15 protein-coding genes are annotated in these 14,997 nt (G+C 37.9%); 10 read left to right on the top strand and 5 right to left on the bottom strand.

Annotated elements, in window-relative coordinates; all coding sequences use genetic code 11:
* Positions 1-44: 44 nt before the first annotated feature.
* From PKC96_07555 to PKC96_07535, 5 genes are all read left to right on the top strand, one after another.
* Positions 45-1,001: a hypothetical protein gene (locus tag PKC96_07555; GenBank protein ID HMM01160.1), complete on the top strand. Its 957-nt coding sequence runs from the start codon at positions 45-47 to the stop codon at positions 999-1,001.
* Positions 988-1,590 carry a hypothetical protein gene (locus PKC96_07550; GenBank protein HMM01159.1) on the top strand — a complete coding sequence of 201 codons (603 nt, stop codon included), beginning with the start codon at positions 988-990 and terminating at the stop codon, positions 1,588-1,590. Before PKC96_07555 ends, PKC96_07550 begins: the two co-directional genes overlap by 14 nt.
* Positions 1,591-1,724: 134 nt before the next feature.
* The gene (locus PKC96_07545) at positions 1,725-2,270 is read left to right on the top strand and encodes a hypothetical protein (protein HMM01158.1); all 546 of its coding nucleotides are present in this window, start codon (positions 1,725-1,727) and stop codon (positions 2,268-2,270) included.
* Between the two features lie 100 nt (positions 2,271-2,370).
* Entirely contained in the window at positions 2,371-3,150 is a 780-nt protein-coding gene (locus PKC96_07540; GenBank protein ID HMM01157.1) for a hypothetical protein, read from the top strand.
* Between the two features lie 57 nt (positions 3,151-3,207).
* Positions 3,208-4,443 (top strand): EAL domain-containing protein, encoded by a 1,236-nt coding sequence (locus tag PKC96_07535; protein ID HMM01156.1) that lies wholly within the window; start codon positions 3,208-3,210, stop codon positions 4,441-4,443.
* A 16-nt stretch (positions 4,444-4,459) separates the two neighbouring features.
* On the opposite strand, the gene PKC96_07530 is transcribed toward PKC96_07535, so the two are convergent.
* The 3 genes from PKC96_07530 to PKC96_07520 all read right to left on the bottom strand — a co-directional run bounded on the left by PKC96_07530 (position 4,460) and on the right by PKC96_07520 (position 7,038).
* A complete protein-coding gene (locus PKC96_07530) occupies positions 4,460-5,323 on the bottom strand; it encodes a hypothetical protein (protein ID HMM01155.1) in 864 nt (287 codons plus the stop codon).
* Between the two features lie 65 nt (positions 5,324-5,388).
* On the bottom strand, positions 5,389-6,444 hold the full coding sequence (locus PKC96_07525; protein HMM01154.1) for a hypothetical protein: 1,056 nt from the start codon (positions 6,442-6,444) through the stop codon (positions 5,389-5,391).
* Complete coding sequence (locus PKC96_07520) at positions 6,445-7,038, bottom strand: GNAT family N-acetyltransferase (protein ID HMM01153.1); 594 nt, start codon at positions 7,036-7,038, stop codon at positions 6,445-6,447. It lies immediately after the preceding gene.
* Between the two features lie 122 nt (positions 7,039-7,160).
* Between PKC96_07520 and PKC96_07515 the strand changes: the two genes are divergently transcribed.
* From PKC96_07515 to PKC96_07495, 5 genes are all read left to right on the top strand, one after another.
* Positions 7,161-7,814 carry a hypothetical protein gene (locus tag PKC96_07515; protein ID HMM01152.1) on the top strand — a complete coding sequence of 218 codons (654 nt, stop codon included), beginning with the start codon at positions 7,161-7,163 and terminating at the stop codon, positions 7,812-7,814.
* Positions 7,815-7,885: 71 nt separating this feature from the next.
* Positions 7,886-8,695: an endonuclease gene (locus PKC96_07510; GenBank protein HMM01151.1), complete on the top strand. Its 810-nt coding sequence runs from the start codon at positions 7,886-7,888 to the stop codon at positions 8,693-8,695.
* A 151-nt stretch (positions 8,696-8,846) separates the two neighbouring features.
* Positions 8,847-10,013, top strand: a complete 1,167-nt coding sequence (locus PKC96_07505) for an iron-containing alcohol dehydrogenase (GenBank protein ID HMM01150.1) — start codon at positions 8,847-8,849, stop codon at positions 10,011-10,013.
* Positions 10,013-10,489: a YfcE family phosphodiesterase gene (locus PKC96_07500; protein ID HMM01149.1), complete on the top strand. Its 477-nt coding sequence runs from the start codon at positions 10,013-10,015 to the stop codon at positions 10,487-10,489. The genes PKC96_07505 and PKC96_07500 overlap by 1 nt, the downstream gene beginning before the upstream one ends.
* A gap of 140 nt (positions 10,490-10,629) precedes the next feature.
* On the top strand, positions 10,630-13,188 hold the full coding sequence (locus PKC96_07495; protein HMM01148.1) for an Ig-like domain-containing protein: 2,559 nt from the start codon (positions 10,630-10,632) through the stop codon (positions 13,186-13,188).
* A 55-nt stretch (positions 13,189-13,243) separates the two neighbouring features.
* On the opposite strand, the gene PKC96_07490 is transcribed toward PKC96_07495, so the two are convergent.
* On the bottom strand, positions 13,244-14,047 hold the full coding sequence (locus PKC96_07490) for an S-adenosylmethionine decarboxylase (GenBank protein HMM01147.1): 804 nt from the start codon (positions 14,045-14,047) through the stop codon (positions 13,244-13,246).
* A 21-nt stretch (positions 14,048-14,068) separates the two neighbouring features.
* On the bottom strand, positions 14,069-14,950 hold the full coding sequence (locus tag PKC96_07485) for an arginase family protein (GenBank protein ID HMM01146.1): 882 nt from the start codon (positions 14,948-14,950) through the stop codon (positions 14,069-14,071).
* Positions 14,951-14,997 lie beyond the last annotated feature (47 nt).

Genomic DNA, 14,997 nt, shown 5'->3' with positions numbered 1-14,997 from the left:
AGTTTTTATTTGTCTTGCAACTTTGATGGCGAGGAGAAAAAATTATGAGTGCTTTAGAAATAGCCACTATCATTAGTATGATAGTGGCTTCTGTTAGTGTTATTTGCTTTTATATATTGGCGTTAAAAGCTCTTTATATAAAAGAAAAGTTTTTGATTGACGTTGGTAGTTATGATCAAGACCTGGTTAATTCATCTAAAAAGATTAAAAAAGGAAATACCTTTTTGGATGGTTTAATAAGTTCACTGATTATTTTGCTATGTGTGGCGGTTATCGGTACTATGGCATACACAAAATTTAGCGGTGAATTATTTCCATATAATGATTCCACCACTTTGGTCGTGGCTTCGAAATCGATGAGCTATACCAGTACAACAAATAAGAATAAGGGATATATAACCGCTGAAATGGAAGCTCAACAATTTGATTTTGGCGACATTATTATCATTAATGATAAACCGGTAGAAGAAGACATAGTTCTTTACCAAATTTATGCTTACAAAAAAGATGGAAAAACAATTATCCATCGCTTGTATGATATTAAAAAAGGCGATACGGACACTTATTTGTTTCGGGGCGATGCCAATATTGGATCGGATGATAAATATGTTAATTACGAAGATATTATAGGAGTGTATAGTCGTATTCTTATTTCTGATATTGGAATTGTGGTCTTGTTTTCGCAAAGTTACTACGGATTTTATATTTTGCTTACTATAGTTACGATCTTGACTGCATCATCAATATTTGAAAGAAAAATATATCTTCTTTTGAAAAAAAGACGGGCTTCAAAAAGTAGAAGTATTTTAATTGGACCAATAACTGAAAATAATGTAGTTAGAGAAGAAAATTTACGAAATGCATCAATAGAGAATACTGAAGAAATTGAAGGTTCTTCTTTAGAGCGAAGAGCAAAGAAACGTTTTATCGGGAAGATTGTATGGAACAGCAAAAAACACAAATCAAAAGAGCCGGAGCCGGGGCAATATGATAAAGAATAAGCGTTCGCTTTTTCCGCGCTCAAAGAGGAAGCAAATTCAGGCATTAAAAGACGAAAAAACGATTCTAAATGAGCGGATAACTCTTCTTATGGAAATAATTATTCTAAATAGAAATACCTTAACAGAAGAATCAAAGTTTAAACTCCTAACTATTCCCGAAATTCGCGAGTCCATAAAATCTTTGAAAACGACAGAACCATTTGGCGAGTTGCAAGGTAAAACAAGAAAAAAGAGATTAACCTTTATTGAGCGCATAAACCAATTGAGTCCCGAAATAATAAGCAACTATCAAATTTTACGAGAAAAGCTTATCACTGATGGCTATAAGCCGCGAATCAGCAAAAATAAGGAAAGTTTCTATACCCATAGTGACATAGTCTGCTCATTAGTCGCCTTTAAGTCACACATTCGTGTTTTTCTTGCCCTTGATCCGCGAAGATATATTGATTCCGGCATTCCGTTCGGCAATGCCTCGACCATAGAAAAGTATGCTAAAACGCCTCTGGTCATTAAAATAACTAAAAGTAAACTATCATTAAAACGAGCATTGACATTGGTTAGCAATCTCGGGGAGTCAATTAACCAGTAGAATAATTTTATATTATGGCGACTGATACCTCATTACTAGAAATTGCCGTTTCATTACAATTCTAATTTTATTTGCAAAAAGTTTTTGTTAAATATGTACATACCATTTACTTTAATAAAGGAGAAGTAATAAACATGAAAAAAACAAAGTCCGGATTAGTCTATTTGATTTCACTCTTTGCCCTATCGAGTACAGTATTTGCTGCTTGGTCATTCGCCGGAGCCGGAACGACTAGTGCTGAAGGCGAAATCAGCATTGATTTTTCTAGTTCTTCGACAGCAGTTGGGACGGTAGCAATAACATCTACTTTAACCAATTATAAGTTAGTTTTAGGCGGGCCAGCCAATGGCGACATCGCGATAAATCCGAGCACTGCCATTGCTTATACGTGGACAGCCCCGGGAGTTATGACTGGTTTCACTGTCGCCGCTGCTTGCGTATGGACATTAGATACGGCACTTGATAGTTATATTAGTATCGCTTCTAATGGGACAACTAATGCTTTAAACCTTCAAGCCTCTCTTAGTGACTTCGTTTATACCGGGTCAATAGTATTACCAACATTTTCTTGGGAATCGGGTAAAGCCCCGAAAACTCAAGCAGAATATAATACAATGAAATCTGCAATTGGCGACGCAAACCTTAATCTAGAAATTACTGTTACGGTGAGTGCAGTCTAAGGCAAGAGTTGACTGGGAAAACAAATTTTTTAAAAAAGGGCATCTTTAAAGAAAGGTGCCCTTTAGCCAATGTTGGTTTTATAGCGCTACGAGGAACATCATGGATCAGAAGAGCAAAATCTTTTTTATATTATTGACCATTATCGGTGCGGCAATTTTAATTGGCACGACACTCGTTTATTATTCACTTTTCAAAAAAGAGCAAAGGAAGATTAATGAGGGCTTTTTTGATAAAGAAATAAACGAAAGGTCAATAGCCAAAAGGAAAAAGTCAAAAAAAACTTTTATTTTTGAAGTGAGTTTTTTTATTTTACTCGCCACAAGTTTGGGCCTGGCAATCTTTTCAAAATTTACTAATGAATACTTTATTTTTGGCAATAACAGTGTACTGGTTGTCGGATCGGATTCGATGAGTAAAACAAGTGTGGCTAATGCCGAAATCGGTTATATAACTCCAGAAATGGAGAAAGAGCAGTTTTCTAAAGGGGACTTTATTAAGATAAAAAGGAAACCGCAAGCGGAAGAAATGACCATCTACAATATTTATCTCTATAAAAACGAAAAAGGAATGGTCATCATTCACCGCCTTTATAATATAAGCGGTGATTTTGAAAATCAAAATTATGTATTTCGGGGTGATGCTAACGAATCAAGCGATCTGCCCAATGTTTATTATGAGCAAATTATCGGCGAATATGCCGGTGTATTTGTTCCTAAAATTGGTCATTTTGCTTTGTTCTTACAGAGTAATTTTGGTTCTTTATATGTTTTCTTATTGCTGTCCTTACTTTCAATTTCCACTTTCTTTGACAATGCCAATAATGCTTTGTATAAAAAACGTCAAAAATATATTGAAGCAAATAATGAACAGCCAAAATAAGGCTCCCTTTTTATTTGCCATAACGCCCGATTGATATCCGGTTGAAGGAAAAAACGTATGAGAAAACCTAATTCGGTGAGAAATGATTTTAAGACCTTTCAAAACAGCATAAGCCATCATATCAGTAAAGGTATTCCGTCATTTAAAATCATTCATGCAAAAATTTTGAATTATATCAATCTCGAGTTGATGATTGGTCATCAGCAAATTCGGGAATTAAGCAATATGCTTATAGAATACTTGAAAAGAATATATGAAAGCGAGATAGAAATATACGAATTAGAACGACATTCGCTAACGATTATTCTTTTAAAAAATGAAGAATGGATCCATACACAAGATAATTTTAACTTCTTCTTTAAAAGTGCCTTCCATAGAAATTCGTTTCCCCTGTTATTGAAATATGGATGGGCCACATATCCGGATGACGATCCAAAAGGAGATCTTCTTTTGGCAAAGGCCAATCTTGCCGTGGATTCAATATGCGCTGATCCGGGCCAATTCTGGTGTGCATACCACCCGCGTTTTTTAAAAAAGACAGGTGTTGAAACCGATGTTCATCTATCACTATGCCCGGCATTAAAAGAGAAAGAGATCAGCGTTTGCTATCAACCTCAAGTGGATATTAGAAGTAAACAGATTGTCGGTTTTGAAGTTCTCTGTCGATGGTATAGTCCAACCCTTGGCACAATAAGCCCGACTACTTTTATTCCCATTGCTCAAAGATATGGATATATGCCGGAGTTAGACGCCTACATAATCAAACTGGTTTTTGCCGATTATGATAAAATCCAAATGCGTTTTCCTGCAGCTTCAATTTCGATTAACGTAAGTTACTATGCCATGCAAGCGGAAGCTTTTTTTACTTTAGTCATCCAAGCAATAAAAACGTATCGAGTAGTTCCTCAGCACATTACATTTGAACTAACCGAAGATCAACCCATTTTTAATAAATACAGATTAATCAAACAAATTAAGAAGTTTAAAAAATTAGGTTTCAAAATATCGCTTGATGACTTTGGAACGGGGCATAATAATTTGTCACGTCTTTTTGAACTTCCGGTTGAAGAAGTTAAAATCGACAGCCGGTTTTTTAGAACCGATTTCGGGGAAAAGAGTAAAGCGATAATTATTTCAATAATTACTCTAGCAAAGAACTTGAATCTAAAGGTAATAGCTGAGGGCGTGGAGGAGCATAGTCAAAAAGAATTTCTATTGGAAAACAATTGCTTCATTATACAAGGATACTTATATTATCGACCGATGGGTATTAGTGAAATACTGAAAATATAATTTCAATTAACTGAGGTTACTTTTGTTCATCAACATATTTTAAACCCGTTAGACGTTCAATGATAGACAGTTCATAAGGTGGAAAGTATAAGACATATATTTCTTCTTCATGCTCAAGTTCCAACCGAAAGTAAGATTTAATAAAAATCATACCATAATTATTTACGGTCATATGGTAAAGCAAATACTTAGAACTCTGAATGCCTTCTTCTTTATTCCAGCTAGGGAGGGAAGTTTTTTTATTAATCTTAACAATTGTTTTCATCTCGTCTTTAGCCAAACCGATGACTCTGGCGGCATCGGCCAAATAAAACTTTTTGTCATCCGCATAGACTTGTTTTTCAAAATTAACAAAAGTCGTGAATCCCTTATTGATTGGTTTTAAATCCTCATTGTCCTTTTTGTAGAAAAAAGAAAGAATGTCGATTCTTTCGGCATCGTTTGGAATCTGGAGTTGCGCTTCTGATTCCGCTAGAACTTGATTACAATAGTCCTCGGCATTTTTATAGTCTTCACTATTCTCCGTCGATTTTTTTCTGCTCTTGCCATAAAAATATAGAAATAACCAGGCGATAAAAGCGATGGGTGCAAGATAAAAAAGAAAAGGGGCGTTGCTATACATTGTGGATAAGGGAATCTCATCAATTAGGGCTTTAACTATAGATCCGATGACAATAATCCAGGTAAGAAGCAAAACCAGTTGAACGATTTTTAGCCACAAAGGAAAATCAGTACGCCGTGTCTGCTCGGTGGCCAACTGCATGCAGTGATCTAACTTTTCCTTTTGAAATTGATCGACTTCAGCTGTCACAAAAGCATCTTCATCCCCAGTCAGATTGTTTTTGCTATCAGTTTGATTAACACCAAATATTGCTTTCATACTCTCTACCCCATATATTATTTATTATAAACAATTTGATGCTAAAAGACGAATAAATATGGCAATTAATCATCTAAAATTCGGATGTTTGTAAGATATTCATTATTTATTTTTTTAATCTCTTTAATCACCCGGGCATTATATTTTATTTTTAAAATTCCAACGTCAGTTTGAGATTCGTTTTCGAAATGATACCGGATAAGAATCTTTCGATTAATTACTTCCAGTGAGTAAATATTATCCCAGGGAATAAAAAAGCTTTTCCTTCCCCAAGCGTAACCGATTCCTATTTTGCTAATAAAATAATTGTTTTTTATTCCTCGAGCAAAAAACCAAGGGTACACACCGACAATAAGAATGACGCTTAAGCCGGTACTAAAAACAGTACCCAACGTTTCCAGTTTAAACTTTAAGGAAATGATTAAGCCCATAAGCAACGGAATAAGGAAGGATAAAGTAATAAAAACAATCCGTTCCCAAAACAGCAATCTGTTTTTCCCCCAGACTATTTCGGATTTCACTACTTTTGTTTGTTCCGCTTCCGTCTGCCTAAATTGAGTTTCATCGATGGGAACTAGATAGTGCTCAACAATTTTAATTGCTTCCGGAACCGATAAAAGTAAAATGCCATTCCAATGGTCGCCGCGATATTTTTCTTTGCCAAGGCTGATGAACCAAAGACCATTAAACATTACATACTCAGGCGAAGCGATCATTGACCATGGTAAAACCAAATTTTCAAATGTTATCTCCGCCTCATTTATTTCTAGTTGACTGCCATTTTTAAAGCCCGTCGAATCGTTAACAATAACATAGAATATATTGAGATGATGAGATCCTTTCAAATATGAATCAAGGATAGCTTGATTTTTTTCCTGTTTACGTCGATCGATAATGGCGATATATCTTTTTCGACCAGTGAAAATAATTGTCAAACAGAAGCCAAATGCAATAAGAGAAACAATTGCCAAAATCACGCCTGTAGTTTTGGCCGTTAAAAAAGGAAGTTCACTCAGCAGATAGGCGCTGGTGCCCAAGCAAACTATGAAAATAAATAAAGAAGAAAACGTTAGCCACAAGTAAATCCGGGAGAATACGCGGTCATTTTTGTTTTTAAACACTTATAATTCCTCTTTTTTAATATTTAGGCGATAGATGCAATACGGGGGAATATCTTTAAAGTAAAAAACGTAATCCGAAGGCGGAGTTACGCTTTTCAAAAAAACAGCTCCCGTTTTTTCAATTGTTTTTTTGGAAGGAATATTGTCGGCGGCACAAGTTAAAATCAAATAATCCATATCGTGAAATATCGCCAGAGGAACAATCGTTTTTATAGCCTCAAAAGCGTAGTTGTGTCCCCGATAACCTTCATATACTTCATAACCGATATTGCCATTGAAGAAAGAATGATGATTATGGCCAATCCGTAAACTAATTTTACCCACTTCACAAACAGTATCGTGAAGAACAATCGAAAAATAGTAAAAAGGGATTATTTTATCGTTTCCCCCATCCTTGCTTTGAATTATTAAGTCAATGCGTTTGCCCTTGATAAAATCAAATTTATTCGTGAATTCCATATATTTAAAGTTTAAATGATTTACTTTTATATTAAAAGTTAATTTGCTATTGGTTTGAAGATTTTTAACTTCGATTTTTGATGGCGATTTTTTAAAAAACGATTTTAGTTTTATTACAAAAAAGTATGTTTTCATTACATGACGCTTGCTAATGGATAGGCCTATAAGGTTATCTTAAATTATCATAAATTATATTGATGAAAAAACATCAAACAAAAATCAAAATTTCAAGGATGATTTTTGTAAAGGAGAACATCATGAAAGCCAAAAAACAACTTACGTTTGCGTTTATTTCCACCATCCTTTGTGGATCAATTCTAATAGCTTCCAAAATAGGAGATGTCAGCCGAATCTTTCCCGCTAATGCCGAAGCCTCAAGTAGTGCTTTTATGACGTTCAACTTCTTGGACGGCGGAGATAGCGCAAATCAACCATATGCTAATACAGATTTATCTACGAATGTTACCACCACGGGTTATTCTTCGACAAAATCTCCATGGGAAGCGGATTATGCTAATCTTAGTTTAAAAGATGGAACTAGATTAGGCGGAAAGCTGGCTTCAGCTGTTCAAACGGATGACACGACGGCTTGGGCTAATATAAAGACTAAATTTACTTTTGAAAGACCAATAGATGCCTTGACACTATCTGGCGCGGCCACATTTGGTACAGCCGACAATGTCGAGCATTTCTACGTCCAGTATTCTTCTTCAGGAACCGTATGGACTACGGTGGTCGATATTGATGCCGGTTTAGAATCCACTGCGAAAATCTTAGTTGTAAACACGCAAGGATTAATCCCGGAAAATTCATATTTACGCTTTGGGATAGGACTAAAATCTTCGGGTACAAACTCCGGCCTAGCATTTACTGGGCTAACCGTCCACGATTACGCGCTCTGCTCGGAATAGCTTCGCCCGACGATTCATCCGTTTCTTCATCATCAACAAATTCTGTTTTTACTTCTGATTCAGAAACAAAATTGAATTGGTCGGGCTATAACAACTATTATTCGCCGCTTTTTGAAAGTGCCGACATTGTCGCTGATTTGGCCTTCGTTTTAAGAGACACGGTTTCTTATGTTCAATATCAAAATTCAACTGATATTGATATAACAAACTCGACTAAGGGGGGCCAGTATATTCTCTACGATGATACCGACATAGTAATCCCTTTAGGGGGTTGGCCATCAGGCGGAAATTATGCCATAGATGGTTATGGAACTTATTCGGTAGATCGCGAGCATATTTGGGCATGTTCAAATATGAGGATTATGCCATCAAATAAAAGTAGATCGCTTGCCAGTTATGTCGATTACGAAGTTAATGACGGATCATTTGACTATCGCCCGGAGCAGACGAACAAAGGTCACTTCTCGGATATGCATAATTTATGGAGTGCGGCTCGCTACGCCAACCAAACGCTTCATAGTGACCACTTCTTCGGAGAGACAAATGGTGCCTCTAAATCTCCTTACTTACAAAGTAACGCCTTTTACCCGGGGGAGGAGTTTATAGGCGATATCGCTCGGGTCTTATTCTATATGACACTCATGTATCCACACCTAACGTTGGTGAATGAAGGAGATGTTAATGCAGTTGAAGGGACTACGTACTATGGCTATCTTAATACTCTTCTCGTGTGGAATAGTATAGATCCCGTATCAGTAGAGGAAATATCCAGGAATCAAGCGATATTCAATATTCAAGGTAATCGAAATCCATTTATCGACTTTTATTCACAAAGTATTGCCAGCCTTATTTTTGAAAACGGAGATCCTAACGTCATATAGAATTATCAATTGGTTGCTATATGTTCATCTCATTCCCATCCGGATGAACATATTGTACAGGGTGACAAAACGTCACCTTTTTTTGTAAATAAATCATTATGATGATAACAACATACTCACCTTTGCTATAATTAAATAGCGAGGTAATGTTATGCGTGGAAATTTTATTTATCACAATCCTACCAAAATATATTTTGGAGTCGGAACTTTAGACAATTTAAAAGAGGAAATAGATGGAAAATATCAGCACATTCTTTTAGCGTATGGTGGCGGTTCGATAAAAAGAAATGGTATTTATGATTTGGTCATAGGCATACTAAAAAAATGTAAAGTCGATATTACTGAATTTTCCGGAATTATGCCCAATCCAACATATGAAAAAGTTTTGGAAGGGGCAAAGCTGGTGCGCGAAAAAAAGATTGATTTAATCCTGGCGGTAGGAGGAGGTTCAACCATTGATTGTGCTAAGGCCGTATCGTTAGCCAGTTATCATGATGATGCCTGGAATCGGTTTTGGATAAAGCACGAACCAATTTCCCAAAAACTGATACCGATCGCCTCCATTTTGACGATGGCGGGTACCGGTTCAGAGATGAACGGGGGTACGGTTATTACTAATACAAAGGAAATTTTAAAAAAGGGAACTGGTTATATAGAACTTAATCCTAAATTTTCAATCTTAAATCCGGAGTTCACTTATTCGGTTCCGGAATATCAAATGTTAAGTGGTATTTTTGATATTATGTCGCATATTATGGAAACTTACTTTAGCGCGGATGATAGTGATAATCTTTCGGATGATCTAGCGGAAGCGATGCTGAAGAATGTGATGAGAAATACAAAAGTCGCGATTGAAAATCCTCATGATTATGTCGCCCGGAGTAATATTATGTGGGATGCCACGATGGCCTTAAATGGCACGATCGACCCCGGAAAAGATGGTGATTGGGAAGTTCATGCCATCGAGCATCAAATCGGCGCTTATTACGATGTTGCCCATGGTATGGGATTAGCGGCCGTCTCTATCGCTTATTACCGGCAAAAGATACCATTTGCTATCGCCCGTTTCAGAAAGTTTGCAATCAATGTTTTTGATGTTGATCCCGATAAAAAAAGTGATTTAGAAATTGCTAATGAAGGTATCGATGCTTTAGCTTCTTTTATCAAAAAGAGTAAAATGTGTTCTTCACTTAGAGAGTTAGGCATAAATGATGACAGCAAGTTAAAAGCAATTGCGTCCTCAGTTAGTTGCTATCCGACATCGTACCAGACACTTACAGCAGATGATGTCTATAAAATTCTCAAGGAAAGTTTCTGATGAAAATTTTGCTGATCAGTGACTCCCATTATCGATCAATTGAACCGATATTAAGCTATGAATATGATGCCATATTTCATGCGGGAGATATGGATGCTGATACCAAACTTTTGCTGGATAATCATCAAGCCTACTATGTCGCGGGAAATTGCGACAGTTTTGAAAGCAATGATGTCGTGATAACCTTTAATCACCGAAAGATCCTTTTGACGCATTCTCATCGTTACCAAACCAAGCGCGGTTATGAGAAACTAATTGAGGAAGCAAAACGGCGGGAAGCGAACATTGTTATTTTTGGGCATACCCATCATCGTGATTTCTTCGTACGTGATGGAATCACCTTTATAAACCCCGGCGATTTTGTCGGAGGAAACTTTGCGATTATTGATGACAATACCCTTTCTTTTATGAACTATGGTGGGTTTATAAATAAAAAAATCGGTTTGATTAAAAAGATAGACATTTCTTTGTTTTGACATTTTAATATCGTTTAATATCTTTTGCTCAAATAAATATGTTTTTTTAATTACTTAATTGACTTAACTACGGAAAAATACTTTGTTTTTGATTGGGGGTTGGTTATAATAGACCCACATATAAGAACGGAGATTATGGTATGGGTAAGAATAATTTAAGGCGCCTTTTTTTGGGCACCTTAACCGTAACGGGATTGGTAGTTCCTTTTTCGCTTACACCCGTTGAGGCGATAAGTAATTATCTACACACGAATGCTTTATTGGCTAACGCTGATAGCGGTGCCGGCGATTATGCCGATGCGGATAACTATTATAACGGGATTGATGACTCTTTGACTGGCGAAAACTTGATGGTGGCCCTTTCCACTTTGACGAGCAGCGGCTTTGTCAATCACTCCTATAGTTCCTTACCGGATATTTATCAATATTCGGATGTTGATAGTTCTCATCCGGGTAAAATGCGGATGGTCTATACCAATAGTTATCGCACTTTTTCTGCCGGCAGTATGCCTTCTAGTTCAAATAAAGAACATGTTTGGCCGGCTTCTTGGTATGGAAATGGCACAAGAACTGAATCGGCTGGAAGTCCGGGAGCGGACGCTTTCAATGTCTGGCCGGCTGATTCGGGAGTTAACTCAAAACGGGGCTCGTCCGCGTTTGATGAACTTAGCTTTGACAGTAGCTACAAAGTTCCCGAATTAGGAAGTTACGACTATGGAGACGGAACTCCGGATAGTTATGTTTATTCTTCGGCTTTTAATAATTCTAACGGTCAAAATGATGATCAGTTTTATCCGGCGGCAGGTGAACGGGGAAAGATTGCCCGCATTTTAATGTACGTCGCAACGCGCTACAAAAACAACAGCACCTATGTTGTTACGCTTCACGATAATAACGTAACGCTCAAGGAAGGTTATATTGGCAAGTTATCCGTTTTGCTTAAATGGCATTATTTAGAACCGCCGGGCGAATTTGAAATTGCCCGTAATCAGACGGTCGCCGAAAGATGGCATCATGCCCGTAATCCTTTTATCGATCACCCAGAGTACGCCGGCCGCATTTATCAGTATTTACCGGAGCCAAACCAAAGTGCTCCTACCGAGGCGGTATTAAACGCCATCGCCACCTATTCGGAACCAGTAGCGGTTGAAAGTGTCAGTGTAAGCAGTTTGAAAACTACGATTGGCATCAATATGAGTACGCAAATGAAAGCGGAAGTTTTACCGACTAACGCCAGTGAAAAAGGCGTTTCTTGGGAATCAAGCAATCCCGCTGTTGCGACTGTTTCCTCTTCGGGACTTGTTAGTGGAAAAATGGGCGGAACGACGGTTATTAAAGCGACAACGAGTGATGGCGGAAAAGTTGATTCACTAACGATTACCGTCGATCCTAATTTGGTCGCGGCGACGGGAATAAGCATTACGCCGGACGTTGTTAATTTGGATATCGGACAAGAAACTTCCATCGCAGCGACGGTTTTGCCGACCAACGCCAGCAATAAGACGATCAATTGGTCATCATCAGTTCCGTCCGTGGCCTCCGTGGATGAAAACGGATTGGTCAAAGGAATTAAAAAAGGCATTTCGGTCTTAACGGCGACAAGTGAAGACGGTGGATTTACCGATACGGTTAAAATTCAAGTAGCCACCGATGGTGAACCATATTTATGGATTGATAGCACCGGTGCCGATAAGTATATTCCTTATATGAGTGACTTTGCTCCTAATGGCATAGTTGCCCATTATGTAGATGAACTGGGCGAAGATAGTATCATTACCAATTATACCTACGATTCAATTGACACGAGTAAATTAGGTCAACAGGAAGTGACAATTCGCTATCAGGGTTTAGTGGGAAACTACGATGTTTTAGTAACCAACGATGGGGCAGAGGCAAATCCGAGCAGTATCACCCAAGAGGTCTTAACTATTAACTCAGGTTTTCCAACTGCTTATCCAACATCGGCAACAACATACAAGTTGGAAGGACAAAATTTTACGCTCAAAAATGTGGCAAATTTTAACAGTTCTATCCAGGTAAAAAAAGGATCGGGCGTTTCTGCCTTTTATAACAACGAAGCTCTCAGTCCGATGACTTCAATCATTCTTACTAAAACGGGCAGTAGTGCGGGGGTACCTAATCTGTTTGTCGGTTTGAGTCAAAATCCCTCATCTGCTGTTTCGCCTGTTATCAGTGGAGATGTTCTAACATATAACGTGGAAGATGCTACGTTCTTTAAAATTACGGGAGCCGATTCGGGAGTGAGCAATTTAGAATCAATTACGCTCAATTATTCTAGTCAAGGAGCCGCCTTTACCGGTGAAGATCAAGCAAAAGCTTACGCGCGATACTTCATCGATATGACGAAGGACGAGTGTTTAGCACTTAATGTAAGTTTGACTAATTGGGATCAACTAACAGATGAGTATTCCTTTATGATGGACGAGGCAAAAGATGCATTTATTACCTCAAGCGATGAAGATATTGCTTCCGCGCGCGCCCGTTATCAATTTATCGTTAACAAATATGGTTATGAACCGTTCGCGAGTGATAGCAGTGGGAATCTGCTTTCATTAAGAGATGGACGTGAGCCATTAGCCGCTTCCAATCCGTGGATGATGTTAATATTTGGCATCGGTTTTGCGGGAATAATATCTCTTCTCTACTTTGTAAATCGCTCAAGTAAAAAAAGAAACTAATAAAAAAAGATCTTAGCAAGATATATCATCAGAACTAAGATCTTTTTATTTTAAATTACCGACGAATAATTTTTTGCCATTTCATGGAGGCCAAATGCTCATCATGAGCAATATTCGCCTTAATCTTATCAATATGCATTGCCCCTCTGGCGACTAAAGACAATGATTTCACTTCGCCCAACTTTTCAATATGGCTACGGACGACAGTGTAATCAAAAGGTCGGCAAGAGAAAACATCGGCATAAATCTTTTTGGTTTTATATTCATAGTGAAGAGCAATATGGCTTTGCGCAATAACGATAATTCCCGATAAAAACTTGGGGTTCTTCATTGTTGATTTAAGAACGAAAGCTCGGGTAATGGGATCCATATTTATATCAAACACGATATTTTCAAGGAAATCAGCCATGTGCTCCATATCAACGATGGTACTACTCTTTACTTCGCCCATCAGGTGGGGTCCAAAATCATCTTTCGGACTATATGGTGCCATTTCAAAATTGGGCTTACTGCGATCGGTAGAAATAAAGACCGATGATTTGAGTTCAAATGAGAGCCGAGTCTGCAAAAATGGAACTACTTGATCTTCATCAAAGCTTTTGGTGGTAAAAATATCTAAGAAGTAACATTCCCGAAGCGGAAAGGTGTGAATAGTAATGTGTCCGCCTTCCAAAAGGACGAAGGATGATACGCCGATATCTTTCTTTACCTTGCCATAATAGTAAGGAATAATTTGCGGTGGGCAAATTGGTGCCAGTTTTAGTTTGTAGGCTAAGGTAATAAGCGTTTCATTGATTAATTTGATGTCATCAAGTTGGCGAGGATTCCCACCATAGGCGTCAAGCGTAATGTGTTTCATTTCTCTATCTTTGGTTCTTTCTTATAAGGTTTCTTTCTTTTGTTGCAAGACATAAAATATTTCATAAAGCGTTTTTAATCCAAGCCACGAGGTAATGTCGTTGTTATCGAGAGGTGGACTAATTTCGACCAAATCCATCATCTTAATAGGCAGATGTTTAAAGGCCGATAGAATAATTGCCAGCAGATCGGTTGATTTCGGTCCAAAGGCTTCCGGAGTTCCGGTGCCAGGAGCGAATGCGGGATCGTTAGCGTCGATATCATAACTCAAATAAACAAGATAGTCATCATTAAATTTTTCATTTAGATAGTCAATTACTTTTTGCGGGCCATTTTCCAGAATAAAAGAGGCATTGAATATCTTTATTTCGGGGTGCGCAGCAAAATAAATGACTTCCTGTTCCTCATAACCGCGAATGCCGATTAAGCAGATATCTTCCGGGGCGATGCCGTTGTCGATAGCCCTTCTTACCGGAGTAGCGTGAGAGAAGTGACTGCCTTCATACTCATCGCAGATATCGGGATGGGCGTCAATATGAATTAATCCGGGCTTTTTATTGACTTTTTGGCAGTAATTAATAAACCCGTGGACGGTTCCGATATTGACACTATGATCACCGCCAATAAAAAGCACGAATTTCTCTTTCTCTAGAAAAGAAAGAGATTTCGCACTTAAAACTGAGTAATCCAACTTATCCGCATTTCCTTCGTCAAATAAGCGGATGTGGTTAAGCAGATACCCATCTTTGGTTAAGGCAGGCAAGAAACCACTTAAAAACCGAAGACGATCAGGGGCTTTGGAAGCACCCTTTCCAACCGAGGCATTTTGATCAAAAGGCAGTCCATATAACAGAATATCTGCCTTTTCTTCTTGTTCGACTAATAGATCACGAAATGATTCCATTTCCCAGCCCTTTCTTGCCCGCAAAATTTGCTCACTTAAAATATAGA

The organism is Bacilli bacterium (assembly GCA_035326105.1).
Lineage (GTDB): Bacteria > Bacillota_I > Bacilli_A > RFN20 > CAG-826 > UBA7706.
The sequence above is the reverse complement of the archived record's forward strand: the minus strand, read 5'-3'. Positions and strand labels throughout refer to the sequence as shown.